Source organism: Sphingomonas sp. CFBP9019, assembly GCF_034045155.1.
GTDB classification, from domain to species: Bacteria; Pseudomonadota; Alphaproteobacteria; order Sphingomonadales; family Sphingomonadaceae; genus Sphingomonas; species Sphingomonas aerolata.
The window spans coordinates 193,924-219,808 of record NZ_JAXCWK010000003.1 but is presented as its reverse complement, the minus strand read 5'-3'; the positions used below and the strand labels follow the sequence as shown (position 1 = coordinate 219,808).

Sequence of the window (25,885 nt, the reverse complement as noted above, 5' to 3'; positions counted from 1 at the left end):
CATTGTCTTTGAGGAGACTCCTGATGGCTTTCGAACTTCCCCCGCTGCCTTACGCCTATGACGCGCTCGAGCCCGTGATCGATCAGGAAACGATGAAGTTTCATCACGACAAGCATCATGCGGCATACACGGCCAAGCTGAACGAGGGCGTCGAGAAGGACTCCGCGCTCGCGGGCAAGTCGATCGAGGATATCCTCGGCATGATCTCGTCGCAGCCACCGCTCGTGCGCAACAATGGCGGCGGTTTCTGGAACCACGACTTTTTCTGGAAGACGATGGCAGCCAAGACGGGGCAGGCGCCGTCGGGCAGGCTCGCCGAAGCGATCGATCGCGACTTCGGTAGCCTCGACAAGCTCAAGGACGAGTTCAACACCAAGGGTGCAGGGCAGTTCGGATCGGGCTGGGCATGGCTGATCGCCGATGACAGCGGCAAGCTGAAGGTGACGAGCACGCCGAACCAGGACAACCCGCTGATGGACGATGCCAAGGAGCCCGGTACGCCGCTGCTCGGCAACGACGTCTGGGAGCACGCCTATTACCTGACGTACAAGAATGATCGTCCGGGCTATCTGAAGGCGTGGTGGGATATCGTGAACTGGGACGTCGTCGGCGAGCGTTACGCGAAGGTCGCTGGCTGAGCCGATCCCGTTACCGTCATCCCGGGTTGGCCGGGATGACGGAAAAGGATTACCCTTCGGGCGGCAGGTCGGTGACGGCCTTGTCGCCCGTTTGCAATCCATGCTTGAGCAGCATCGGGATGTTGGCAAAGGCGAAGATCAACGTCATCGGGATCGCGCCCCAGAGCTTGAAGCCGACCCAGAAATCCCACGTGGTGTTCCGCCAGACGACTTCGTTCAACACTGCCATGAACACGAAGAACACGGTCCAGTTGCGCGTGAGCTTGCGCCAGCCCTCGGCGGTCAGTCCTGGATAGGCGGTGCCGAGCAGCGACTGAAGCAGCGGGCGCCCGGTCACCAGCCCGAAGGTCAGGATGGCGGCGAACATCGCGTAGATGATCGTGGGCTTCATCTGGATAAAGCGCTGGTCATGGAAATAGATCGTCAGGCCGCCGAACACGACGATCAGGGCACCCGACATCCACAGCATCGGCGAGATATGGCCCGCCTTTACCTTCGAGACGATCATCGCGACGATCGTCGCGACGATGAACGCGGTCGTCGCGGTGACCACGCGCGCGATCGGTGCGCCGGGGGTGAGGAAGTTCACCGCGAAGAAGATCGCCAGCGGACCATAATCGATCGCCATGCGCAGGCCGGGAGACAGGGGGGGCTTGGTCACTATTGTATCCAGGAATTGCGGTAAGACCGGAGAGCGGGGCGGCGTGTTATTTTCGGACGCTTTCGACGCCCGCGATGATCCGGCTGACCTCGTTTGCGTCGAACGGGCGCAGGTCCGTCATGCCTTCGCCGATACCGATCGCGTGGATCGGCAGGCCGTATTTCTCCGCCGCTGCGACCAGCACGCCGCCGCGCGCGGTGCCGTCGAGCTTGGTCATCACGACCCCGGTCACGCCCGCCACTTCCTTGAAGACCTCGATCTGCTGGAGCGCATTCTGCCCGGTCGTTGCATCGAGGACGAGGACGATGTCGTGCGGGCTCTCGGGATTGATACGGCCGAGCACGCGACGGATCTTGGCGAGCTCGTCCATCAGTTCGCGTTTGTTCTGCAGGCGGCCCGCGGTGTCGACGATCAGCACGTCGATCCCCGTCTCGGTCGCCTTCTTTACCGCATCCCAGACGACGCCTGCTGCGTCGCCGCCTTCCGGTCCGGTGACGATCGGCACGCCAACGCGCTCGGCCCAGGTGCGCAACTGGCCGATCGCAGCGGCGCGGAACGTGTCGCCTGCCGCCAGCATGACGCCGTAATCCTGTTCCATCAGCAGATGCGCGAGCTTGGCGATGGTGGTGGTCTTGCCCGACCCGTTGACGCCAATCACCAGGATAACCTGCGGGCGTGGGAAGGCGTCGATCTCGAGCGGCTTGGCGACCTTGGCGAGGACCTTTTCGACCTCTTCCGCGACGATGACGCGGATGCCGAGCTCTTCCATGTTGCGCTCGAAACTGCCCTCGGCAAGACGATGGCGGATGCGGCCGGCGGTTTCGGGACCGAGGTCCGATGCAATCAGCGCCTCCTCGATCTCGTCGAGCGTCGCATCGTCGAGCCGCGCGCCGCTAAGGCCCGCAAGATTGCCGACGAGCCGGTCAGAGGTACGCTTGAAGCCGCCGATGAGTTTGTCGTGCCAGCTTGGGGTGGTGCTCATAGGGATTCCCGTGTTGCGCTCAGGCGCTCGCCCAGAACGCCGGTGATCGTGATTCGAAGGATGTCGCCTGGTGCCGCAGGCGCGTCCAGCAGGACTTCCGCGAAATTTCCGACATGGCCGCGGTCGCCCGGACGTTCGACCAGCAGGTGCTGCGTCGTCCCAACCAGCTTCTGCAACCATGCCGCGCGAACAGCCTGGCCCGTCTCGCGGAGGATCGCGGCGCGTCGGCGGCGGATCTCGGGCTCGACCTGCGGCATCCGGGCGGCGGGTGTGCCGGCCCGCGGTGAATAGGGGAAGATGTGCGAATGGACGATGTCGCAGTCAGCGATCAGCGCATGCGTGTTCTGGAACATCGCCTCGTCCTCGGTCGGAAACCCGGCGATCAGGTCCGCGCCGATCGCGATGTCGGGACGGGCGGTCTTGAGCCGCTGGACGAGCGCCACGCTCTCGGCGCGCGAATGACGTCGTTTCATCCGCTTCAACACCATGTCGTCGCCCGCCTGGAGCGAGAGGTGGACGTGCGGCATGATCCGGGGCTCGGTCGTCAGAAGCGCGAAGAGCCGGTCGTCGATCTCGATGCCGTCGAGCGACGACAGACGGAGCCGCTCGAGCCGCGGCACCGCGTGCAGAATGCGCTCGACAAGCTGGCCGAGCGTGGGGGCGCCGGGAAGGTCGGGGCCATAGCTGGTCAGGTCGACGCCCGTCAGCACGATCTCGCGGTGTCCCGCATCGACCAGCCCGGCGACCCGGTCGACGACCGCGCCCGCGGGGACGGAGCGGCTTGGTCCGCGTCCGAAGGGAATCGCGCAGAAGGTGCAGCGATGATCGCAGCCGTTCTGGACTTCCACAAAGGCGCGGGCATGCGACGAAAAGCTAGCAACCAGATGCGGCGCGGTTTCGCGAACCTGCATGATGTCGCTGACGACCACCGGTGCGAGCGTGGCCCATGCGGCTGGGGAGAGCTTGTCGGCATTGCCGATCACGCGATCGACCTCGGGCATCGCCGCGAAGGCACCCGGGTCGATCTGCGCTGCGCATCCGGTGACGACAATCTGCGCATCCGGGCGATCGCGCCGGGCCCGGCGGATCGCAACCCGCGTCGCCTTTACTGCCGCGTTGGTGACGGCACAGCTGTTGACCACCACCACGTCCCGCCCGGCGACGAGCGCGCGGATGGTCTCGCTTTCGGCGATGTTGAGACGGCAGCCGAGGCTGACGACCTCTGGCAGCGGGGCAGACGGCATGATGCGCGATCTAGGAGGGGCGGGGGGCAAAGTCCACGGCTTGCAGCGCCGGGCTGGAGTAAGGATGGCCGCTGGGCAGTCGGGACGTCCGTGGTCAGGCCGGAGCGGGTCCGCGATCAGCCCGCGAGTCGTGGCGCAATGCCGCGGACCGGCGGGAAGTCGCCATCGGGCTGGTGTGCGAGCAGGCGCTGTTCGGCGAGCAGTCGACGCAGTTGCGCGGCGTTCATGGGGCGACCGTAGAGATAGCCCTGTCCCTTGGCACAGCCGAGCGCGCGCAGCCGCTCCTCGACCGCGGCATCCTCGATGCCCTCGGCGGTGACCGGCAGGTTCAGGCTGTCGCCAAGCCGGACGATCGTGTTGACGATCGCCATGCTCTCCGCATTGTCGAGGATCGACGCGACGAAGCTGTGGTCGATCTTGATGCGATCGAACGGGAGCGCGCGCAGATGCGCAAGGCTCGAAAAGCCGGTGCCGAAATCGTCGAGCGCCAGCCGGATGCCCTGATTCTTCAGGCTGCCGACGATCGACTGGGCAAGCGCCAGATTGTCGAACAGCGCGCTTTCGGTGACCTCGATCTCGAGCCGGCTGGCGGGAAAGCCCGTCTCGACCAGCGTTTTGATGATCTTTTGCGCCAGCCATGCGTCGCGCAGCTGTACCGGGGAAATGTTGATCGACAGCGTCAGCGCCGAATCCCAGTCGCGTGCCGCAGTACAGGCTTGGCGCATGAGCGACAGTGACAGGTCGCCAATGACGCCGATCTCCTCGGCGATCGGGATGAAGACGTCCGGGGGGATCATCCCGCGTGTTGGATGGTCCCAGCGCGCCAGAACCTCGAACCCGGTGGTAAGCCCCGTGGCGAGATCCACCTGCTGTTCGAAATAAGGAATGATGTCCTGCGCGGCGACCGCGAGGCGAAGTCCGGACTCGAGCTCGCCACGCACCTGCAGCGACTGCTCCATCGCGGTGTTGAACCAGACGTGGCGATTGCGGCCCGCCGTCTTGGCCGCGTGGAGGGCGATGTCCGCGTTGCGCAACAGCGCGTCGATCGAGGCACAGTCCGCGTCAGAACGCGCGACACCGATCGACACGGTGGCGTGAATGTCGACGCCGTTCGCACGGAAGGGCCGCGCGAAGCCGGTGACGAGACGCTCCGCGATCCGATCGGCTACCCCTTGATGCGCCGGATCGAAGACGAAGGCGCAGGCGAACTCGTCCGCACCCAAGCGTGCCAGAAGGCTTGATGTGGGGGCGATGGCCGCGATCGTTTCCGCGACATGGACGAGCACCTGGTCGCCGACGGCATAGCCGTGCATGTCGTTGACGCTCTTGAAGAAGTCGACGTCGATCGTGAGCATCGCCACCACCTTGCCCCGGCGTCTCGCGCTGCCGAACAGGGTCGCGCCATCTTCGGACAGACTGCGGCGATTGAGGAATCCGGTCAGCGAATCCCGCTGTGCCAGAACGCGGGCGCGATGACCCGCATCGGTCGCCTCGTTGAGCTCGGCAGTGAGCGTGCGATAGCGCAGGCAGCCAAAGAGCAACAGCGCGACGTTGAGCAGCACGGCGACAACCAGACCTTGGTCGATACCGGAACTGCGTCCCGTCAGACGGGCAAAGATGCCGACCAGAACGGCGCCGCCCGTACCGACGAGCATCAACGCTGCAGCCCCGGTCACGGCGCCGGTGACGAATTCCCGGTTGATGGTGCGGGGCGAACGGGTCGCCGCCGGCGGTGCGGTCATGGGCTGGATCGCCTGTGAGGTCGGGGCGGACACACATATGACATAGCATAAGTGTAGGACCGGTTAAGAGGGTCGATCCGTCCAATATGCCGGGGAGGGACTTTGACGCTGGACGCCGTCGCAGCGCATCGACGGACGGGTCGCTTGCGTCGGCGGCCCGGGTCGCGTAAGCAGCACGCCACGTTCCGTTACGGGGCACATGTGACGAGCATCCAAGGATGCACGCTGGCCGGCGAGGTTTCGCCCGCCGGCGCTTTTGCGTTGGGCGTCGTCATGTGTCCGGTAATGGTGATTGGGAGTGTCTCGATGTTCGAAAGCCTGAGCGATCGTCTTGGCGGCGTCTTCGACCGCCTTCGCGGCCGGGGTGCGCTGACCGAAGCGGACGTGCGCGCGGCGATGCGCGAGGTTCGTGTAGCGCTGCTCGAAGCCGACGTCGCGCTGCCCGTTGCGCGCGACTTTGTCGATAAGGCGACCGAGAAGGCGATCGGCCAGAACGTCCTGCGCTCGGTCACGCCGGGGCAGCAGGTCGTCAAGATCGTCAGCGATGCGCTGGTCGAGATGCTGGGCGCGGATGCGTCCGAGCTCGATCTGGGCGTCACGCCGCCCGCGATCATCATGATGGTCGGGCTTCAGGGCTCGGGCAAGACGACCACCACCGCCAAGATCGCCAAGCGGCTGTCGGCAGGGCCGGGTGGGCGCGATCGCAAGAAGGTGCTGATGGCGTCGCTCGACGTCAATCGCCCGAACGCGCAGGAACAGCTCGCGACGCTCGGCACGCAGATTTCGGTCGCGACCTTGCCGATCGTCACCGGCCAGCAGCCGGTCGATATCGCACGGCGCGCGATGCAGGCGGCCAAGCTGCAGGGCTTCGACGTCCTGATGCTCGATACCGCGGGTCGCCTCCATGTCGATCAGGCGCTGATGGACGAGATGAAGGCGGTCGCCGACGTCGCGAACCCGGCCGAGATCCTTCTCGTCGTCGATTCGCTGACGGGTCAGGATGCGGTCAACGTCGCGCAGAACTTCTCCGATCAGGTGCCGCTGACGGGGATCGTGCTGACCCGGATGGACGGCGATGCGCGCGGCGGTGCGGCGCTGTCGATGCGTGCGGTTACCGGCAAGCCGATCAAGTTTGCGGGTACCGGCGAGAAGCTCGATGCGCTCGAGGCGTTCCATCCCGAGCGGGTCGCCGGGCGGATCCTCGGCATGGGCGACGTCGTCAGCCTCGTCGAGCGCGCCGCGGAGTCGATCCAGGCCGAAGACGCCGAGCGGATGGCGGCCAAGATGGCCAAGGGGCAGTTCGACATGAACGACCTGCGGGCTCAGCTGGCGCAGATGCAGCGGATGGGCGGGCTCGGCGCGTTGGCGGGGATGATCCCCGGCATGAAGAAGGCGCAGGGCGCGGTCGCTTCGGTCGGCGGCGAGAAAGTTCTCGTCCACATGGATGCGATGATCGGATCGATGACCATCAAGGAGCGCGCCAAGCCCGAGCTGATCAACGCCAAGCGCAAGATCCGCATCGCCAAGGGCTCCGGCACCACGGTGCAGGAGGTCAACAAGCTGCTCAAGATGCACCTCGAAATGTCGACCGCCATGAAGAAGATCAAGAAGATGGGCGGCATGAAGGGCATGATGGCGATGCTCGGCAAGGGCGGCATGGGTGGCGGTCTTGGCGGCATCGGTAACGCGATCGGCGGGCCGCAGATGGGCGACATGCTCAACAAGGCCGGCGCAGGTGGGCTCCCTGGGGGCAATTCCGGGGGTGGCCTGCCGGGTCTGGGCGGGAAGATGCCACAGCTGCCTGCGGGCTTCGACGATTTTCTGAAGAAGAAATAACCTCTTACTCAACCCATTACCCCGGCGTTTGCCGGGCGAAATATTAGAAAACGAAGGAAAATATCATGGCAATTAACATTCGTCTCGCACGTGGCGGCTCCAAGAAGCGTCCTTATTACAAGATCGTCGTTGCCGATGCGCGCAGCCCGCGTGATGGCCGCTTCATCGAGAAGATCGGCAACTACAACCCGCTCCTCGCCAAGGACAACGAGCAGCGCGTGCAGCTCGACGCCGATCGCGCAAAGCATTGGCTGAGCGTCGGCGCACAGCCGACCGACCGCGTCGCCCGCTTCCTTGACGCAGCAGGCGTTCTTGAGCGTTCGGCCCGCAACAACCCGAACAAGGGCAAGCCCGGCGAGAAGGCCACCGAGCGCGCTGAAGAGCGTGCGACCAAGGCGGCCGAAGCTGCCGAGGCCGAAGCGGCTGCAAAGGCGGCACCTGCTGCCGACGCGGATGCTCCTGCCGAGACCGAAGAAGCCGCTTCGTAAGATCGTCTTCCACGTCATCCCAGCGAAGGCTGGGATCCAGCGCCAGAGACGGCAGCGTCCTTGGCTCTGGATCCTGGGTCTAGCGCAGGATGACGGTTTGGAGTGGGCCACGCCCGCACCCGAATGGCGGTTCATGCGTTCTTTGTCGGTCCATCACCCACAAGGAGCGCATGATGACCCCCGATCCAGATCCAAGAACAGCCCCCGCACCCGAGGACATCGAAGATGCCAGCAATGAAGGCGTCTCCGCCGAAGACCCCGCAGAAGGCGCCGACGATAGCCCCGGACCCGACACCGGCTCCGCGCAAGGGTAGCGTCACGCTCGCCGTCGTGATCGGCGCGCACGGTATCGGCGGCGAAGTGCGGCTGAAGGTCTTTGCCGAGACCATGTCGGGCTATAAGAGTTTCAACGACGGTACGCTGACGCTCAAGTCGGCGCGCCCTGGCAACAACGGCACGATCGCTCGCTTTGCCGAGGTCGCCGATCGGAACGCTGCCGAAGCGATGCGCGGGACCGAATTGACGGTGCCGCGATCGTCGTTGCCACCGCTCGAGGATGGCGAATATTACCACACCGACCTGATCGGGCTCCCCGTCGTCTCTACCGATGGTGAGGCGATCGGACGCGTTGTCGCAATCGATAATTTCGGTGCGGGCGACGTGATCGAGATCGAACGGCCGACTGCAAAGCGGTTCATGGTGCCGATGCGCGTTGAGGCGGTTCCAGAGTGGGATGCGGAACGACTCGTAGTCGAGGCGTCTTTCGCTACCGAATAGTTCCTTCGAGCTTAGCTCTTTCACGAACGCGGGGGCCCCGCCTTCGCGGTGAGGCATCCAAAGTCAGCGCCGGATCGGGCGCTGCTCCGACAGCATGTTGCGGATGGTCGTTGCGGCCACTCCGGCTTCGCCCATCGCGTGGCTGATCTGGTCGAGCCCCTTCACCACGTCGCCCGCCGCGAACAGCCCGGGGATCGAGGTGCGCTGGTGGTCGTCGACTTCGAGGCAGCCTTCGTCCGTCGCACGTGCGCCGGCGGCGACGGCAAGTTCCGACCGGATGACCGAGCCTAACGCCGGATAGACGCTGTCGAACGACAGCCGCCCGTCGACCGTGTCGAGCGCGAACCGGCCGTCTTCGATCGCGTAGTTGCCGCAGGGGCCGCCGACGCGGACGATACCGGCGTCGTCGAGGGCCGCCTCGCAGGCGGGATCGAGATCATGGCCGCCGTCCGGGGCGATCAGGGTGACGTCGGCGGTGTAGCCGCGCAGGAACAGCGCCTCGCGCATGCCGTAATCGCCGGTGCCGATCACGCCGACGCGCTTGTCGGTGACCTCATAGCCGTCGCAGATCGGGCAATAGCGGAGAAGCCCGGCCTCCAGGGCTTCGTCATGGAGCGCGTCGGGCATGGCGGGGCGGTTGTTGACGACGCCTGTTGCCAGCAGGACGCTGCGGGCGCGGGCGCGGCGGTCGCCCAAACGGACGGTGAAGCCGTCGTCGTCCACCTCGATCGCATCGACCCGCGCGGCCTCGCGTACCGCTCCATAGGTCTCCGCCTGCGCCAGCATCCGGGCGAGGAGGTCGGTGCCGCGGATGCCTTCGGGGTAGCCGGCGTGGTTGTGCGTGCAGGGGATCAGCGCGGCGCGGCTGCTGCCGCAGTCGAACAGCCGGATCGAGAGGTGGAACCGCGCGAGATAGATCGCGGCGGTGAGGCCTGCGGGGCCGGCGCCGATGATGATGCAATCGTCCATCCCGCTATAAGCGCGGCGCGGCGAATCCGTTCCGGTGGCGAAACGCTCGATCGCTATCGCAAGCCGGGCGCGGGAGTGATAGCGGCGTGCGGCATGAGCTATTGTCGTTGGTCGGAAGGCGATCTCCACGCCTATGCGTCGCACACCGCGGACGGGGTGCGCCGGTACGTCGCGCAGGTCGCTGAGCCTGCGATCGAACGGTGCGGGGTGGAGGCGGAGTATGTCGAGGACAGCGCCGACGCGTTCCTTGCACGCCTGAAATGGCTGAAGGCGCGGGGGTGTGAATTCCCCGCCGACGTCGTGCCCAAGATCCTCGCCGCGGCGCAGGAGGAGGCGCGGCTGGCGCGGCTGGCCGCGGGCGAGCTGCCCTGGGCGGCGACGATCGTGACGCTGTACCCCGAGATGTTCCCCGGGCCGCTCGGCACGTCGCTGGCCGGGCGGGCGCTGGGGGAGGGACGGTGGTCATGCGAGCCCGTCCAGCTGCGCGACTTCGCGACCGACAAGCATCGCTCGGTCGACGACACGCCGGCGGGCGGCGGCGCGGGGATGGTGCTGCGCGCGGACGTGGTCGCCGCGGCGATCGACAGCGTCGCGGACGGGCGGCCGGTGCTGGCGATGACGCCGCGCGGCAGGCCGCTGACGCAGGAGCGCGTTCGTGAGCTCGCAGCAGGCCCCGGCGTCACCGTGCTGTGCGGGCGGTTCGAGGGGTTCGACGAGCGGTTGTTCGAGGCGCGCGCCATCGAGGAGGTGTCGATCGGCGACTATATCCTGTCGGGCGGCGAGATGGGCGCGCTGGTGCTCCTCGATGCTTGCATTCGGCTGCTGCCCGGCGTAATGGGCGCGGCTTCTAGTGGGGATGACGAGAGCTTCGAAACGGGGCTTCTCGAATATCCGCATTATACCCGACCTCAGATATGGGAAGGGCGCACGATCCCGCAGGTGCTGCGATCGGGGGATCATGCGAAGATCGACGCATGGCGCAAACGCCGCGCGGAGATCGATACACGGTCACGGCGACCGGACCTTTGGGAGCGCCATGAGGGCGCTCGGGTCCAGTCGCCCTCTGGCGCGCGGCGACACGAGGACTGACTATGAACCTGTTGCAGACGATCGAAGCCGAGAACATCGCGAAGTTCCTGGCCAACAAGACGATCCCCGATTTCCGCCCCGGCGATACGCTGAAGGTCGGCGTGAAGGTCGTCGAAGGCGAGCGCACCCGTATTCAGAACTATGAGGGCGTGTGCATCGCGCGCTCGAACAAGGGCATGGGCAGCAACTTCACCGTGCGCAAGATGAGCTTCGGCGAGGGCGTCGAGCGCGTCTTCCCGCTCTACTCGCCGAACGTCGATTCGATCGAAGTCGTCCGCAAGGGCGCCGTGCGTCGCGCCAAGCTGTATTACCTGCGTGGCCGCACCGGCAAGGCAGCGCGTATCGCCGAGCGTCGCGACATGCGCCCCGCCAAGGGCACCGCAGCCGCCGAGTAATCGGATCCTGCGAGACGCGATCGAGGGCGCGGGGGCGATGGTCCCCGCGCCCTTTTTCGTGCCTGCCGTCGGGCACCCGGCAGGGTTCGGGGCAGGGGCGGGGACCGCGAATGTTGCGAATGTTGAGACGATAGCGCGTTTTTTCGCGCGGGGGTGACGACCCCCTGTCGGGCATGACCCGGCGACCGCGGAGGCGGGGGTGCGAGTCGAGGCTGGATCAGACCAGGCCATGCGGGCAGGCTGCGCCTTTTGCCGCGATAAGGCCAGCAGCGTTCCTTACAGCGGGCGGGGCGGTGACGAGCGCCATGGAGGGCCGCCCTCGTGACCCTGGATCCTGACTTTCGTCAGGATGACGGTGTGGGTGGGGTGGTGGCTTGTGTCGATCGTGGGCCGTGGTGTTGAGGCGGGCGGCGCGGGGCCGGGTCAGGCGTCGCGCCAGCGACCGGGGGCGAGATCCGCCAGGGTCCAGTCGCCGATGCTCCAGCGGACGAGGCGGAGCGTCGGGTGGCCGATCGCCGCGGTCATCCGGCGGATCTGGCGGTTGCGGCCTTCGCGGATCGTGATCCTCAGCCAGCAATCGGGGATGCTCGCGCGCACGCGGATCGGGGGCACGCGCGGCCAGAGGTCGGGCGCGTCGATCCGTTCGACCTCGGCGGGGCGGGTGGGGCCGTCCTTCAGCACGACGCCGTCGCGCAAGGCATCGAGCGCGGCCTCGCCCGCCTCGCCCTCGACCTGCACGAGATAGGTCTTGGCCAGCTTGAACTTCGGGTCCGCGATCCGCGCCTGGAGGCGACCGTCGTCGGTCAGCAGCAACAGCCCCTCGCTGTCGCGATCCAGCCGCCCCGCCGGATAGACGCCGGGCACCTCGACGAACTGCGACAGCGTCGCGCGCGGCGTCGGCGACTTCGCGTCCGTGAACTGGCTGAGGACGTCGTAGGGTTTGTTAAAGAGGATCAGGCGGGGCATGGCGGGGCTTTGACGTATTCTGGGGTGGTTTTGACTGCAGATGCGATGCGACAGGGCGCTATCGGTGCAGCCGAGGGTAAGCACGGCAAATCCGCTAACTATTGATAAATAAAGGTATCTATTTTGGCGTCGTGACCGTTGCGTTAGCCGTTTAGACCAGATGATGCAATGGCCTTGCGGTAGGAGAACGTGACGAAACGGATAGCGGATTGAAGGTGATCTTGCTATCAAGTTGCGATGACCAGTAACGAGCGCCTAAGTCACACTCTTGTTGCCATTCCGATTGCACATATTCTCGGGTCGGCGTTTTATCTGTATAGCTACTGTTTAGGATTTGGCGCGGATCTCGTAGTGCATGCGTCCGCTGCTGATCTCGTATCCGTGTCTATTAACGATATGGTTCCGGTATACGTCCTATCCCTCATCATACCACTTTTGCTGACTTTGGCGCGGTTGAGTTCTCCTAACCCCTATACGATCGACAAAATCAACGCGCTACCTGAAGACCAGAGAGTTAAGGGAATTTCTCACTTCCGTACATTTCGGCGGGTCGTAATGGGAACAGCGATCTCAGCATTTGCCGTCTGTTCAACCATAATACTCTGGAGGCTGTGGAACGACGACCAGTTCTCATATCGGCTGTTATGGGTGGGCATTCTATTGCCGGGAACTCTTTTGTGGATGTTATTCTGCGAAAAGCGTGGGGTCAGCAACTGGACTTATGAAGCAGGATCCATTCTTAGTAACTTTCTCATTGCTCTTTTTTGCATAGGCGCCGGGCACGGGCAGGCGGATCGTTTTAGGACATATAAAGAGGCTAAGAATAGCCATACAGCATGCTCTCGAGCGGTAGTCTTAAGGCAAATGTCTGGTAAATTTTTAGCTATAATGCCTGATAATTCACGGGCCCTCATATCTGATGACTGCAAGGTAAAGTTTACTGTACCTGCTCCGAGGGGTAGGTCGCCTCATCAGGTTGCTCCGCAGGCAAAAAAGCCTGTTTCATCGACAACGGTTAAGCAAAGGGTGGGCAGGCCTAATCTGCCCACGGAGAAAAATTGATAGAGATTTGCGAGAGGGTAGTTCAGACAGGAGTGAGCGAACTTTACTCCGTATGCGCGGCCCCAGCCCCAGGCGATTATGATACGGCTAGAGTGACTTGCGTTATCGCCCGTAATTTCTCCATTCCTGCATGACGTGTCACAGTTAACGAACGATCCGCTATCGGAACTGTCCAGAACAACCTAGCGAGACTGTGAGCAGCGCCGGCGGGCCGAGGGTGGCGTTACGCTCACGCAACCTAGCGCGGATGCTCTCGGCGGCCATCCCTTTCGGACACATAAGACTTGTTTCCCCGCGAAGGCGGGGATTCAGACTGGGCTCCCGCCTTCGCGGGAGAACAGGGGAGGGCATGGTGTCTTGCGAACGCCGGCTCGTCGTTGTTCGGGGGATATGGGGGCCAGTGCTTTCTCGCATTGACGCCGGTACGATAACGAAAAGGGCCGCGGTGTTTCCACCGCGGCCCGTTCGTTCGATCAGAAATTCCGCAACCCTTACTGGTCGAGGAAGCTCCGCATTTTCCGGCTGCGGCTCGGATGCTTGAGCTTGCGCAGTGCCTTTGCCTCGATCTGGCGGATGCGCTCGCGGGTCACGCTGAACTGCTGGCCGACTTCCTCGAGCGTGTGGTCGGTGTTCATGCCGATGCCGAAGCGCATGCGCAGCACGCGTTCCTCACGCGGGGTGAGGCTCGCCAGCACGCGCGTCACGGTTTCCTTGAGGTTCGCCTGGATCGCGGCATCGACGGGGATGATCGCGTTCTTGTCCTCGATGAAGTCGCCGAGATGCGAATCCTCCTCGTCGCCGATTGGCGTTTCGAGGCTGATCGGCTCCTTGGCGATCTTCATCACCTTGCGGACCTTCTCGAGCGGCATGGAGAGGCGCTCGGCCATTTCCTCGGGCGTGGGCTCGCGGCCCTGCTCGTGGAGGAACTGGCGGCTGGTGCGGACCAGCTTGTTGATCGTCTCGATCATGTGGACCGGGATGCGGATCGTGCGGGCCTGGTCGGCGATCGAGCGGGTGATCGCCTGGCGGATCCACCAGGTCGCATAGGTGCTGAACTTGTAGCCGCGGCGATACTCGAACTTGTCGACCGCCTTCATCAGGCCGATATTGCCCTCCTGGATGAGATCCAGGAACTGAAGCCCGCGGTTCGTGTATTTCTTGGCGATCGAGATCACGAGACGCAGGTTCGCCTCGACCATTTCCTTCTTGGCGATACGCGCCTCGCGCTCGCCCTTCTGGACCATGTTGACGATCCGGCGGAACTCGGTGAGCGCCATGCCGGTCTGCTGCGTGATGTCAGCGATCTCGGCGCGGATGCGCTCGACCGCCTCGCTCTCGTTGGCGACGAACGCGGTCCACTTCTTGTCGACCTTGTTGACCGTCGCCAGCCAGTTCTCGTCGATCTCGTGACCGATATAGCGATCGAGGAAGTCCTTGCGCGGCACCTTGTGGCGCTCGGCGAGGCGCAGCATCTGGCCGCCCAGCGCGGTCAGGCGGCGGTTATAGGCATAGAGCTGATCGACGAGATATTCGATCTTGGCGTTGTGGAACTGGACGCTCTCGACCTCGGCGGTCAGCTCCTCGCGCAGCTTCTGATACTTGCGCTCGTCGGCGGCCGAGAAATCGCCGCCGATGCCCATCGCGTCGACGCGGCTCTGCTGGATCTTGCTGAACTTCTTGTAGAGCGCGGTGATGTTGGCGAAGCGCTCGAGCGCGATCGGCTTGAGCTGTTCCTCCATCTGCGCGAGGCTGAGGGTGTTGTCCTCCTCCTCGTCGTCGGACGCGCGCGGGGCGCGGCGCTCGCCATCCTCGTCCTCGTCGGCGGACGGCTCTTCGGGCTCGGCCTCTTCCTTGAACGAGGGGCCGGCGTTCTTCTCGCTGATCTCGCCGTCGTCGGCCTCGCCGTCCTCGGCCATCGCCTCAGGCGCGGGGTCCTTCGACAGCATCGCGTCGAGATCCATGATCTCGCGCAGCTGCATCGTGCCCTCGTTGAGCGCGGTCGACCAGTCGATGATCGCGTTGAAGGTGATCGGCGATTCGCACAGACCCAGGATCATCGTGTCGCGACCCGCCTCGATCCGCTTGGCGATCGCGATCTCGCCCTCGCGGCTGAGCAGCTCGACCGCGCCCATCTCGCGAAGATACATGCGGACCGGATCGTCGGTGCGATCGACGGTCTCCTTCTTCTTCTCGATCGCGGGGCCTGTGTCGGCCTCGGCGTCGGCGGCCTCGGGCTCGTCGTCGTCGTCCTTGGCGGGCTCGGCTTCGCCTTCCTCGCCGGCTTCGTCGTTGTCGACGATGTTGATGCCCATCTCGCTCAGCGCGGCGCTGATGTCCTCGATCTGGTCGGACGACATCTCGCCCTGCGGCAAGGCCTCGTTGAGCTGATCATAGGTGATGTAGCCACGCTTCTTGGCGCGCGCGATGACCTTCTTGATCGACGCATCGTTCATGTCGATCAGTGGCGCATCGCCGGTGTCGTTCGTCTCGGCGGGTTCCGCCATGTTCGCCTTAGCCATCAATCGCCCTCGGTACCCAACGCTCGGGCGTCTTCGTTCGACTGTACAAGATTTGCAAGTCGGACTTCCAACGCCTGTTTCTCTCTTACCATTGCCACTTGTCGTTCGAACGCATCTTCGGTGAAGTGCGTCTGCATCGCCGCGGTCGCCTGTTTGAGCGCCGCATCGACCTCGGGACGCGCGACCATGATCGCGATCGCCTCGTCTAGGTCGGCGCGGACGCGGGCGGGATCGGCCGTGGTCTGCGTGAACGAGTAGGGCATCGTATCGGCTCGCAACAGGTCACTCGCGACTGAATTGAAACCGGACCTCGCCAATATGGTGAGCAAGCGGCCGCTATCAAGCTTCTGGTCCTCAAGTGCAACATCGACGACCGCCTCGAACAGCCGGCCGAGCGCGCCGTCGATGAGTTGCAGCGGGCCCAGCACCTCCATGTGGCGGGCGATCTCGACCGGATGGCGGATCAGCCCGGCGAGCACGGCTTTTGCCAGCACGCGGTCGATTCCCGTGGCGAGGAAGGCCTTTGCGTCCTCGGTGACCGGCGCGGAGGGGGGCTTCCACCCGCCCTTGGGGCGTTCGCCGCGGGGGACGAAGGGCGCGCGGACGGGTTTGAAATGCTTGTAGAAGCGGTCCTTGAACTCGGACTGATATTCCTGCTTCACCGACGGATCGGCGATCCCTTCGGCAAGCTCGTGGAGACGGCGCTTGAGGCCGGCGCGCTGTTCGGGGGTGTCGAGGGCCTCAGCGGCGACTTCGGACGCCCAGAGGCGGTCGACGAGCGGTTCGGGGGTTTTCAGCAGCGCCTCGAACGCGCCGGGGCCGCCCGCGCGGACGAGATCGTCGGGGTCCTGGCCTTGCGGGAGCGTGACGAAGGCGAGGCTGCGGCCGGGGGCGAGCAGGGGGAGCGCGCGGTGTGCGGCGCGCAGGGCTGCCTTCTGGCCGGCAGAGTCGCCGTCGAAGCAGAGGAGGGGGACGTCGACCATCCGCCACAGCCGTTCGAGCTGTGCCTCGGTGAGCGCGGTGCCGAGCGGGGCGACCGCTTCGCCAAAGCCGGCCTGGGCGAGCGCGATGACGTCCATATAGCCCTCGACGACGAGGACGCGGCCGGACTTGCGCGACGCGGGGGCGGCGCGGTCGAGATTGTAGAGCGTGCGGCCCTTGTCGAAGAGCGGGGTGTCGGGGGAGTTGAGATATTTGGGCTCGCCGCCGTCGAGCACGCGCCCGCCGAACGCGATCGTCCGGCCGCGGGGGTCGCGGATCGGGATCATCAGCCGACCGCGGAACCGGTCATACGGGTCCTTGCCGTCGACGCTGATCAGCATGCCCGATTCGACGAGCATCGGATCGCCGTAGGTCTTGAGCGCGGCTTTCAGCTTGCCGCGGCTGTCGGGCGCGAACCCCATGCCGAAGGCGCGGGCGGTCTCGGGCGTGATGCCGCGGCGGTCGAGGAGGGCGCGCGCGTCGTTGCCCGCGAGGCCGTTCAATTGCTCGACGAACCAGTCGGCGGCGTCGGACATGACCTCGTGCAGGCCCTTGGCGCGTTCGGCCTTGGCGGCGGACTGGCGGTCCATCGCGGGCATGTCGAGCCCGGCGGCCTGGGCGAGCTCCTTGACCGCGTCCATGAACGGCAGGCCGCGCTGGTCGGTCATCCACTTGATCGCGTCGCCATGCGCGGAGCAGCCGAAGCAGTGGTAGAAGCCCTTGTCGTCGTTGACGTAGAAGCTGGGCGTCTTCTCGTTATGGAACGGGCAGCAGCCCTTGTGCTCGCGCCCGGCCTTGGTGAGCTTGGTGGTCTTGCCGATCAGCGCCGACAGCGACGTGCGGCCGCGTAGCTCGTCCAGAAATTGCGGGGTCAGGGCCATGCGCGCGAGTATAGCTCGGTATCACTGTTGGGGTGATACCTGCAATCCGAAGAGGAGAAGAAGCAGGGCTTGTTCGCGCGGAGGCGCGGAGGCGCGGAGGGGGTGCGTCCGCCGGGAGCGGGTGCGCACCACTATCGCCGCGCAGCGGCAGATAAGAGCAATACTTGCGCTGACGCGCAGCAGAAGCCCCGAGCGCAACCCCCTCCGCGCCTCCGCGCCTCCGCGCGAACAAAATCTTCTTAAGACAGCGCCGCCTTCACCAGGCCACTCGCCTTGCTCATGTCCAGCTCGCTCGCGTGGCGCGCCTTCAGTTCGGCCATGACGCGGCCCATGTCCTTCATGCCGGTCGCGCCGAGTTCGTCCTTGATCTTGAGGATCGCGGCCGTCGTCTCCGCCTCGTTCATCTGCGCGGGCAGGAATCGTTCGATCACCGCGACCTCCGCGGCCTCGGCGTCGGCGAGTTCTTGGCGGCCGCCGTTCGAAAACATTTCGATCGACTCGCGGCGCTGCTTCACCATCTTCTGGAGCACTTCGATCACCAGCGCGTCGTCGCTTTCGGGCGCCTTGCCGGTCCGCGCCTCGATGTCGCGGTTCTTGATTGCGGCCTGGATCAACGAGATGGCGTTGCGGCTCTCCTTGTCGCCGGCCTTCATCGCGGTGAGCTGCGCGGCCTTGATGTCGTCGCGAATCATATACGGGTCTTTCAGGCGGTTCGGGATAGCCGGACGCGATAGCGCGTCGAGCCAAGGTTTAACAGATTGACGCTGCGGCAAGCCGGCCTTAGCGGACACCACTTAGCGACATCGTCAACGTAAAGAGAGTGCCCAGCCTGATGGCCGACGCCCAGCCTACACCCATGTCTTCGGCAAAGCCCGCCGGCGCGACCGGCGTGCTCGTGCTTGCCAATGGCGACGTGATCTGGGGGCGCGGGTTCGGCGCCGAGGGCGAGGCGGTCGGCGAGGTGTGCTTCCACACCGCGATGACCGGATACCAGGAGGTGCTGACCGATCCGTCCTTTGCCGGGCAGATGATCTGCTTCACCTTTCCGCATATCGGCAATGTCGGCGCGAACCCCGACGATATCGAGGCGGACGACCCACACGCGCTGGGCATCATCGTCCGCGAGGATGTGACCGGGCCGTCGAGTTTTCGCGCGGTCGAGGGCCTCGACGGCTGGATGAAGCGGCATGCGCGGATCGGCCTGTCGGGGATCGACACGCGCGCGCTGACGCGGCGGATCCGCGTCGGCGGCGCGCCCAACGGCGTGATCGCGCATTCGGCGAGCGGCGAATTCGACGTCGCCGCGCTGCTGGCGATGGCGCGGGGCTGGCCGGGCCTCGAGGGCATGGACCTCGCCAAGGGCGTGTCGACCGAGATGCATTATGGCTGGGGGGATCAGGCGCCGGGCGGCACGTGGCGGCTGGGGTTTGGCTATGGGGAGAGCGGTGCTTCGACTGCGCTCAGCACGAACGGGGAAGGGGATGCGTCGCCCCAACCGTTCGCGCCGGGCGAAGGCGATGCCCCCGTCGCGAGCGCGGCCCGCCCGCATGTCGTCGCGATCGATTACGGGTCGAAGCGCAACATCTTCCGCAACCTCGTCGCGGCGGGGGCTAAGGTGTCCGTCGTGCCCGCCACCGCGACCTATGACGAGGTGATGGCGCTCGCCCCCGACGGCATCTTTCTGTCGAACGGCCCCGGCGATCCCGCCGCGACCGGCGAATATGCCGTGCCGGTGATCCGCCAGCTGCTCGAGACGGGCAAGCCGCTGTTCGGCATCTGTCTGGGCCATCAGCTGCTCGGCCTCGCGGTCGGCGCGACCACGACCAAGATGTTCCAGGGCCACCGCGGCGCCAACCATCCGGTCAAGCGCCTGTCTGACGGCGCGGTCGAGATCACCAGCATGAACCACGGCTTCTCGGTCGAGCGCGACAGCCTGCCGGCCAACGTTCGCGAGACTCACGTGTCGCTGTTCGACGGGTCGAATGCGGGGCTCGAGCTGACCGACAAGCCGGCCTTCTCGGTGCAGTATCATCCGGAAGCGAGCCCAGGGCCGCAGGACAGTCTGTATCTGTTCGAGCGGTTTGTGGGAATGCTATGAAGCTGCTGCTGTTCCTTGCGAGCCTGGTCGTCAGCCAGTCGGCTTGCGCGCAGAAGGGACAGAGCGATGAACAAATCGCCCAGACGTGTCAGATCTCACTCGAAAGCTATCATACAACGCGCGCATTGGTGAAAGCCGGCCCGGTCGGCAAGCTCACCAAAGCGGGCAGATGTTACCTTTCTAGGAATGCAGACCGCCGCATCATGCTCGGGTATATTTCCGAGCCGCCAACGGAATCGAAGTAAATGCCAAAACGCACCGACATCACCTCGATCCTCGTCATCGGCGCAGGACCCATCGTCATCGGCCAGGCGTGCGAGTTCGATTATTCGGGCACGCAGGCGATCAAGGCGTTGAAGGAGGAGGGTTACCGGATCGTCCTCGTCAATTCGAACCCCGCGACGATCATGACCGATCCCGAGCTGGCCGACGCGACCTATGTCGAGCCGATCACGCCCGCGATCGTCGCCAAGATCATCGAGAAGGAACGGCCTGACGCGATCCTGCCGACGATGGGCGGGCAGACCGCGCTCAACACCGCGCTCGCGTTGTTCCATGACGGCACGCTCGAGAAATTCGGCGTGACGATGATCGGCGCGGATGCCGATGCGATCGACATGGCGGAGGACCGGCTGAAGTTCCGCGACGCGATGGACCGGATCGGGCTGGAAAGCGCGCGCTCGGCGATCGCACATACTGTCGAGGAAGCGCTGGAAGGGCTTGAAAAGACGGGGCTTCCGTCGATTATCCGGCCGAGCTTCACGATGGGCGGCTCGGGCGGCGGCATCGCGTATAATCGTGAGGAGTTCATCGCGATCGTCCGCAACGGGCTCGACCTGTCGCCGACCACCGAGGTGCTGATCGAGGAATCGCTGCTCGGCTGGAAAGAGTACGAGATGGAGGTGGTGCGCGACCGCAAGGACAACGCGATCATCATCTGCTCGATCGAGAATGTCGATCCGATGGGCGTTCACACCGGCGATTCGATCACGGTCGCGCCGGCGCTGACGCTGACCGACAAGGAATACCAGATCATGCGCAATGCATCGATCGCGGTGCTGCGGGAAATCGGTGTCGAAACAGGCGGTTCGAACGTCCAGTTCGCAGTCAATCCGAAGGACGGCCGGCTGGTCGTCATCGAGATGAACCCGCGCGTGTCGCGCTCGTCGGCGCTGGCGTCGAAGGCGACGGGCTTCCCGATCGCCAAGGTCGCGGCCAAGCTCGCGGTCGGGTACACGCTCGACGAGATCGAGAACGACATCACCGGCGCGACGCCCGCGAGCTTCGAGCCGACGATCGATTACGTCGTCACCAAGATCCCGCGCTTCGCGTTCGAGAAGTTCAAGGGTGCGTCGAGCACGCTCGGCACCGCGATGAAGTCGGTCGGCGAGGTGATGGCGATCGGTCGCAACATCCATGAATCGATGCAGAAGGCGTTGCGCGGGCTCGAGACCGGGCTGTCGGGCTTCAACCAGGTCGACCATCTGGTTGGCGCGCCGCGCGCGGAGATCGAGGCGGCACTGGCCGTCGCGACCCCCGACCGGCTGCTGGTCGCCGCGCAGGCGTTGCGCGAGGGCTTCACCGTCGCCGAGGTGCACGCGATCGCCAAGTATGATCCGTGGTTCCTCGAGCGGATCGCCGAGATCATCGCGGCCGAGACCGAGGTGATGAAGGACGGGCTGCCGATCGACGCGGCGGGCATGCGGCGTCTGAAGAGCATGGGGTTCAGCGACAAAAGGCTCGCCTGGCTCGCGCTGCAATCCGCCAATCTACGCGGCATGAACCGCGGGATCGCGCGCGGGTCGGGGCTGATCCATGAGGTCGTCAAGGCGATGACCGGCGGCGTGACCGAGGAGGAGGTGCGCCAGCATCGCCTGAAGCTCGGCGTCCGGCCGGTGTTCAAGCGGATCGATACCTGCGCGGCGGAATTCGACGCCAAGACGCCGTATATGTATTCGACCTACGAGGCGCCGAGCTTCGGCGAGCCCGAGAACGAGTCGGCGCCGACCGACCGGAAAAAGATCGTCATTCTCGGCGGCGGGCCGAACCGGATCGGGCAGGGGATCGAGTTCGATTATTGCTGCTGCCATGCATGCTTCGCGCTCGCCGATGCGGGCTATGAGACGATCATGGTCAACTGCAACCCGGAGACCGTGTCGACCGATTACGACACCAGCGACCGGCTGTATTTCGAGCCGTTGACCGCCGAGGACGTGCTCGAGATCCTGCATGTCGAGGCGTCGAAGGGCGAGCTGGTCGGCGTGATCGTGCAGTTCGGCGGGCAGACCCCGCTGAACCTCGCGCGTGCGCTCGAAGCCGCCGGGATTCCGATCCTGGGGACGACGCCCGACGCGATCGATCTGGCGGAGGACCGCGAGCGGTTCGCGGCGCTGATCACCAAGCTGGGGCTGCTGCAGCCTGCCAATGGCCTTGCGCGCAGCCGCGACGAGGCGGTCGCGGCGGCCGAGCGGATCGGCTATCCGGTGCTGATGCGGCCGAGCTATGTGCTCGGCGGGCGGGCGATGGAGATCGTCGACACGCTGGGGCAGCTCGAGCACTACATCGCGACCGCGGTGCAGGTGTCGGGTGACTCGCCGGTGCTGATCGACCAGTATCTGCGCGATGCGATCGAGGTCGATGTCGACGCGATCTGCGACGGGACCGATGTCGTCGTCGCGGGCGTGTTGCAGCATATCGAGGAGGCGGGCGTCCATTCGGGCGACAGCGCCTGTTCGATCCCGCCTTATTCGCTGTCGGCGGAGATCGTCGCCGAGATCGAGCGGCAGACGATCGCGCTCGCGCATGCGCTGTCGGTGGTCGGGCTGATGAACATCCAGTTCGCGGTCAAGGACGGGCTGGTCTACCTCATCGAGGTGAACCCACGCGCGTCGCGGACCGTGCCGTTCGTCGCCAAGGCGATCGGTGCGCCGATCGCCAAGATCGCGGCGCGCGTGATGGCGGGCGAGCAGCTGAAGGACCTGCCCAAGATCGACCGGCATATCGATTATTATGCGGTGAAGGAGGCGGTGTTCCCCTTCAACAAGTTCCCCGGCGTCGATCCCGTGCTGTCACCCGAAATGAAGTCGACCGGCGAAGTCATGGGAATCGATCCCGATTTCACGATTGCCTTCGCCAAGGCGCAGCTGGGGGCGGGGACGATCCTGCCGACCAAGGGGAGCGTCTTCGTCAGCGTGAAGGACAGCGACAAGGCGATGATCGTCGAGGCGGTCAAGGCGCTGGTCGACACCGGCTTCTCGATCGTCGCGACGGGGGGTACCGCGGAGCATCTCGCCCGCGCCGGCCTGCCGGTGGAAACGGTCAACAAGGTCGCGCAGGGGCGGCCGCATATCGTCGACCGGATCAAGGACGGCGACATCGCGCTGATCTTCAACACGACCGAAGGGTGGCAGAGCCTGAAGGACTCGCAACCGATCCGTGCGTCCGCGCTCGGCCAGCGGATTCCCTACTTCACGACCGCCCCCGCCTCGCTCGAGGCGGCCAAGGCGATCGCGAAGCTTTCGACGCACAGCCTTGAAGTACGGCCCTTGCAATCCTATTATTCGCAGTCGCACAACTGATCCCGACATGAGAGCGTGATGTGTGAGCGGGCCGCGTAACGGCTTGCGTTGGGTAATGAATTGGGGACGAGATATGGCGACCGTCGAAAAGATGCCAATGCTGCAAGAGGGCTATGAGACGCTGTCGGCGGATCTGAAGCGCCTCAAGGCCGAACGCCCGACGATCGTCGATGCGATCGAGGAAGCGCGGGCGCATGGCGACCTGTCGGAGAACGCCGAATATCACGCCGCCAAGGAGCGTCAGGGCCAGGTCGAGGCATCGATCTCGGACATTGAGGACAAGCTGAGCCGCGCGCAGATCATCGACCCCAAGGAGCTTTCGGGCGACAAGGTCGTGTTCGGCGCGACCGTCACGCTGCTCGACGAGAACGACAAGCCGGTGAAGTACCAGATCGTCGGCCAGACCGAGGCGAACGCCAAGACCGGCCGGATCTCGTACAACTCGCCGCTGGGCCGCGGGCTGATCGGGCGCAAGCTCGACGAAGAGGTCGAGGTCACGGTGCCCGCGGGCGAGCGCTATTACGTCGTCTCCAAGATCGAGTTCATCTAGGCATCATGACATTTTTCGAGACGCGGGCGACGGCGATCATCACGATCGTGACGGTCGTGATCTCGGGGCTTTTGCTGGTAACCGGCGCGCTGCCCTATTGGGTGGTGAATGCGGGCTTCATCCCGCTCCGGCTGACTGAGCTGGGCATGGCGGGCGGTCACGACTTTGCGATCCCCGCCTGGGCGACGCCGCTGACCGCGGCGCTGCTCCATGGCGGCTGGGCGCATCTCGCGCTCAACCTCGTCATGCTGGTCTATTGCGGCCAGTTCGTCGAGCGGGCGATCGGTACCGCGCAGATCGTCGTCCTCTACATCGTCGGCGCGTATTTCGCGGCGGCCGGGCAATGGGTGCTCGATCCGCGATCGATCGCGCCGATGGTCGGCGCCAGCGGCGCGATCTCGGCGGTCGTGGGTGCCTATGCGCTGCTCTATGGCGAGCGACGCGCGCGCGCGATCGGGCCGGTGCCGGCGGGGGTCGTGCACGTGCTATGGCTGGCCGCGGCGTGGATCGGCATTCAGCTGATGATGGGGGTCGCGGGGTTCGGCGCTTCGGTCGGGGCCAATGGCTCGATCGCGGTCGGCGCGCATATCGGCGGGTTTCTGGCGGGGCTGGTGCTCGCGCGGCCGTTGTTGCTGTGGCGGTACCGGACGGCCTGAGGGGCCGGATGCTGGTTTAGCGGTCCAAAATTCTTCCGTCATCCTGACGAACGTCAGGACCCAGATTTACGGAACGTGTCGCCTGTGGCTCTGGATCCTGACTTTCGTCAGGATGACGGGGGTGGGGATGAGCCGGTAGGCAGGTGACGCCGGATGGCGTCTGCGGCTCTGGGTCCCGATTTTCGTCGGGATGACGGGAGGTGGGTGACCGTCTTTTGCCAGCTATAGCGAGTAGAGGCGGTGGGCGGTCGGGCACCGGGTGCCGACCGCGGTCCGGGCCGCCTCGTCGCCGCGCGGCGTGTTACGCCGTCGGGTTCGTCGTCAGGTTCGGTTCGAGCATGCGGTGGAGATGCACGACGACGAACTTCATCTCGGCATCGTCGACCGTGCGCTGCGCCGCAGCACGCCAGGCCTTTTCGGCGCTGGCATAGTCGGGGAACACGCCGACGAATTCGATCTTGCTGAGGTCGTTGAAATCCAGGGTGCGCGGGTCGCTGACGCGGCCGCCGAATACGAGATGAAGCTTGCTCATGCGCTGCTGTCCTTGGAATGGGGGTTGCAGACGCCCTAGCGTGTTCGACCCGCGCTTTGAACCCTTTGCGGACCGGTCCTTTAGCCGGGGGTCTTTTGCGAAACGGCCTTCGCACCTGCGGTACCCGCGGTGGTCAGCGCCTTGACGATCCCCTCGACGAGACCCTTGGCCTGGCCACGGGCATTGTCCTTGGTAAGGCCGAGCTCGCCGAGCTCCGACTGGCCGGCCGCCTTGGCGGCGGCGGTGGCGGCGATCGCGGTCTCGCCGAGACGCTTGCCGAGCGGCGCGAGCAGCGACTTCTCACGCGCCGAGCGCGGGATCAGCACACCGGCGAGCGCACCGACGACCAGGCCGCCGACGAGAATGCCGAGCGGGTTGGATTCGAGGCTGTTGACGGTACGACGTGCGGTCTCCTTCGACGCGTCGAGCGCCTCGGCGGCCTTGTCGCCGGCGTCGTGATAGACCTTGGCGGCGGTGTCGCGGACGGTGTCGAGACCCTCGCGCAGACGATGTTCGGCGTTTTCGATCTTGGTGTGGGCGTCGGTCATGGGACGGTCTTTCTGATTTCCGGCGGCGCCATCGGGACGCGGCCGGGACAATATGGTTGGGGCGCGATCAGCGCCCGCGGCGAAACAGTCCGACGATACGGTGACGGGCGAGAAACAGTCCCGCCACAGCCGCAGCGCCCGCGGCGGGACCGGGATTGCGGCGTACCGTCTCGACACTGGCATTGAGCGCGGCGGTGCCGACATCGGCGACGTCGCGGCTGGCGTTGAGCGCCAGCCGACGCGGATTGAGGCGGTCCTGCAACTGCCCGATCGTCATCATGACGCGCTGGCGGGCGAGGGCCGCTTCGATCTCTGCGGCGGCGACTTTGGCGGATGTCATGTGGCGGGCTCGCTTTCGGGCTTAAGCTTCGACTTGCCGACCATCGCGAGCGCGCCGGCAATCGCCAGCACGACAAGGACGACGATGGCCGTCGCCCATCCTGGCCCCACCAGCGTCGCCAGCGTCAAGATCGCACCGACCAGAAGTGCGATCAACGCGGCCAGCGCCAACACCCCGGCAATGGCGAAGAACATCGCCGCCGATTTGTACGCCGTTGCCGTCTCGCCGAACTTTGCCTTGTACACTGCGATTTCCGCGGTCGCGAGCGCGCGCGTCTCGCCGGCCAGACGGCCGACGACCGCGGTCAGGCTTTCGTCACCATCGAGCGCAAAGGGGATGGGATCCGCCAAGAC

Annotated in this window: 24 protein-coding genes; 11 read left to right on the top strand and 13 right to left on the bottom strand. The window is 65.2% G+C overall.

Going from position 1 to position 25,885, the window contains the following annotated elements:
* Nucleotides 1–23: 23 nt before the first annotated feature.
* The gene (locus SOM18_RS08940) at nt 24–638 is read left to right on the top strand and encodes a superoxide dismutase (RefSeq protein WP_031439664.1); all 615 of its coding nucleotides are present in this window, start codon (nt 24–26) and stop codon (nt 636–638) included.
* Between the two features lie 49 nt (nt 639–687).
* On the opposite strand, the gene SOM18_RS08935 is transcribed toward SOM18_RS08940, so the two are convergent.
* The 4 genes from SOM18_RS08935 to SOM18_RS08920 all read right to left on the bottom strand — a co-directional run bounded on the left by SOM18_RS08935 (nt 688) and on the right by SOM18_RS08920 (nt 5,267).
* Nucleotides 688–1,299 carry a septation protein A gene (locus SOM18_RS08935; RefSeq protein WP_268745756.1) on the bottom strand — a complete coding sequence of 204 codons (612 nt, stop codon included), beginning with the start codon at nt 1,297–1,299 and terminating at the stop codon, nt 688–690.
* Nucleotides 1,300–1,345: 46 nt separating this feature from the next.
* The gene (ftsY, locus tag SOM18_RS08930) at nt 1,346–2,281 is read right to left on the bottom strand and encodes a signal recognition particle-docking protein FtsY (RefSeq protein ID WP_031396330.1); all 936 of its coding nucleotides are present in this window, start codon (nt 2,279–2,281) and stop codon (nt 1,346–1,348) included.
* Nucleotides 2,278–3,525, bottom strand: a complete 1,248-nt coding sequence (mtaB, locus tag SOM18_RS08925) for a tRNA (N(6)-L-threonylcarbamoyladenosine(37)-C(2))-methylthiotransferase MtaB (protein ID WP_031439662.1) — start codon at nt 3,523–3,525, stop codon at nt 2,278–2,280. Before mtaB ends, ftsY begins: the two co-directional genes overlap by 4 nt.
* Nucleotides 3,526–3,641: 116 nt before the next feature.
* Nucleotides 3,642–5,267 carry a putative bifunctional diguanylate cyclase/phosphodiesterase gene (locus SOM18_RS08920; protein ID WP_042466603.1) on the bottom strand — a complete coding sequence of 542 codons (1,626 nt, stop codon included), beginning with the start codon at nt 5,265–5,267 and terminating at the stop codon, nt 3,642–3,644.
* 306 nt (nt 5,268–5,573) lie between these two features.
* On the opposite strand from SOM18_RS08920, the gene ffh reads away from it, so the two are divergent.
* The 3 genes from ffh to rimM all read left to right on the top strand — a co-directional run bounded on the left by ffh (nt 5,574) and on the right by rimM (nt 8,368).
* On the top strand, nt 5,574–7,103 hold the full coding sequence (gene ffh / locus SOM18_RS08915; protein WP_031439661.1) for a signal recognition particle protein: 1,530 nt from the start codon (nt 5,574–5,576) through the stop codon (nt 7,101–7,103).
* A gap of 65 nt (nt 7,104–7,168) precedes the next feature.
* The gene (gene rpsP, locus SOM18_RS08910) at nt 7,169–7,591 is read left to right on the top strand and encodes a 30S ribosomal protein S16 (RefSeq protein ID WP_031439660.1); all 423 of its coding nucleotides are present in this window, start codon (nt 7,169–7,171) and stop codon (nt 7,589–7,591) included.
* A gap of 234 nt (nt 7,592–7,825) precedes the next feature.
* Nucleotides 7,826–8,368, top strand: a complete 543-nt coding sequence (gene rimM / locus SOM18_RS08905) for a ribosome maturation factor RimM (RefSeq protein ID WP_037528514.1) — start codon at nt 7,826–7,828, stop codon at nt 8,366–8,368.
* 63 nt (nt 8,369–8,431) lie between these two features.
* On the opposite strand, the gene SOM18_RS08900 is transcribed toward rimM, so the two are convergent.
* The gene (locus SOM18_RS08900; RefSeq protein ID WP_320481567.1) at nt 8,432–9,337 is read right to left on the bottom strand and encodes an NAD(P)/FAD-dependent oxidoreductase; all 906 of its coding nucleotides are present in this window, start codon (nt 9,335–9,337) and stop codon (nt 8,432–8,434) included.
* A gap of 363 nt (nt 9,338–9,700) precedes the next feature.
* On the opposite strand from SOM18_RS08900, the gene trmD reads away from it, so the two are divergent.
* A complete protein-coding gene (trmD, locus tag SOM18_RS08895; RefSeq protein WP_107045176.1) occupies nt 9,701–10,426 on the top strand; it encodes a tRNA (guanosine(37)-N1)-methyltransferase TrmD in 726 nt (241 codons plus the stop codon).
* Nucleotides 10,427–10,428: 2 nt separating this feature from the next.
* Nucleotides 10,429–10,821, top strand: coding sequence for a 50S ribosomal protein L19 (rplS, locus tag SOM18_RS08890; RefSeq protein ID WP_031395442.1), 393 nt, complete (start codon nt 10,429–10,431; stop codon nt 10,819–10,821).
* A gap of 423 nt (nt 10,822–11,244) precedes the next feature.
* Here the strand turns inward: rplS and SOM18_RS08885 are convergent, their stop codons facing one another.
* The 4 genes from SOM18_RS08885 to SOM18_RS08870 form a co-directional block, all read right to left on the bottom strand.
* Nucleotides 11,245–11,787 (bottom strand): pseudouridine synthase, encoded by a 543-nt coding sequence (locus tag SOM18_RS08885; protein ID WP_320481566.1) that lies wholly within the window; start codon nt 11,785–11,787, stop codon nt 11,245–11,247.
* 1,553 nt (nt 11,788–13,340) lie between these two features.
* Complete coding sequence (gene rpoD, locus SOM18_RS08880) at nt 13,341–15,368, bottom strand: RNA polymerase sigma factor RpoD (RefSeq protein WP_031440180.1); 2,028 nt, start codon at nt 15,366–15,368, stop codon at nt 13,341–13,343.
* Nucleotides 15,368–17,230 carry a DNA primase gene (gene dnaG / locus SOM18_RS08875; RefSeq protein WP_031440181.1) on the bottom strand — a complete coding sequence of 621 codons (1,863 nt, stop codon included), beginning with the start codon at nt 17,228–17,230 and terminating at the stop codon, nt 15,368–15,370. Before dnaG ends, rpoD begins: the two co-directional genes overlap by 1 nt.
* Before the next feature lie 239 nt (nt 17,231–17,469).
* The gene (locus SOM18_RS08870) at nt 17,470–17,922 is read right to left on the bottom strand and encodes a GatB/YqeY domain-containing protein (protein WP_031440182.1); all 453 of its coding nucleotides are present in this window, start codon (nt 17,920–17,922) and stop codon (nt 17,470–17,472) included.
* Nucleotides 17,923–18,062: 140 nt separating this feature from the next.
* On the opposite strand from SOM18_RS08870, the gene carA reads away from it, so the two are divergent.
* The 5 genes from carA (at nt 18,063) to SOM18_RS08845 (ending at nt 24,112) form a co-directional block, all read left to right on the top strand.
* Entirely contained in the window at nt 18,063–19,328 is a 1,266-nt protein-coding gene (gene carA, locus SOM18_RS08865; RefSeq protein ID WP_031440183.1) for a glutamine-hydrolyzing carbamoyl-phosphate synthase small subunit, read from the top strand.
* Entirely contained in the window at nt 19,325–19,573 is a 249-nt protein-coding gene (locus SOM18_RS08860) for a hypothetical protein (RefSeq protein ID WP_031440184.1), read from the top strand. Before carA ends, SOM18_RS08860 begins: the two co-directional genes overlap by 4 nt.
* Nucleotides 19,574–22,906, top strand: coding sequence for a carbamoyl-phosphate synthase large subunit (gene carB, locus SOM18_RS08855; protein WP_320481565.1), 3,333 nt, complete (start codon nt 19,574–19,576; stop codon nt 22,904–22,906).
* Between the two features lie 73 nt (nt 22,907–22,979).
* Nucleotides 22,980–23,456 (top strand): transcription elongation factor GreA, encoded by a 477-nt coding sequence (gene greA / locus SOM18_RS08850; protein ID WP_031394601.1) that lies wholly within the window; start codon nt 22,980–22,982, stop codon nt 23,454–23,456.
* Between the two features lie 5 nt (nt 23,457–23,461).
* The gene (locus SOM18_RS08845; protein ID WP_031440186.1) at nt 23,462–24,112 is read left to right on the top strand and encodes a rhomboid family intramembrane serine protease; all 651 of its coding nucleotides are present in this window, start codon (nt 23,462–23,464) and stop codon (nt 24,110–24,112) included.
* 301 nt (nt 24,113–24,413) lie between these two features.
* On the opposite strand, the gene SOM18_RS08840 is transcribed toward SOM18_RS08845, so the two are convergent.
* The 4 genes from SOM18_RS08840 to SOM18_RS08825 form a co-directional block, all read right to left on the bottom strand.
* Nucleotides 24,414–24,644 (bottom strand): DUF4170 domain-containing protein, encoded by a 231-nt coding sequence (locus tag SOM18_RS08840; protein ID WP_031440187.1) that lies wholly within the window; start codon nt 24,642–24,644, stop codon nt 24,414–24,416.
* Nucleotides 24,645–24,724: 80 nt separating this feature from the next.
* Nucleotides 24,725–25,192 carry a hypothetical protein gene (locus SOM18_RS08835; protein ID WP_042466851.1) on the bottom strand — a complete coding sequence of 156 codons (468 nt, stop codon included), beginning with the start codon at nt 25,190–25,192 and terminating at the stop codon, nt 24,725–24,727.
* Nucleotides 25,193–25,259: 67 nt separating this feature from the next.
* A complete protein-coding gene (locus tag SOM18_RS08830) occupies nt 25,260–25,532 on the bottom strand; it encodes a hypothetical protein (protein WP_052149343.1) in 273 nt (90 codons plus the stop codon).
* Nucleotides 25,529–25,882 (bottom strand): phage holin family protein, encoded by a 354-nt coding sequence (locus SOM18_RS08825; protein ID WP_235188327.1) that lies wholly within the window; start codon nt 25,880–25,882, stop codon nt 25,529–25,531. Before SOM18_RS08825 ends, SOM18_RS08830 begins: the two co-directional genes overlap by 4 nt.
* Nucleotides 25,883–25,885: the final 3 nt, after the last annotated feature.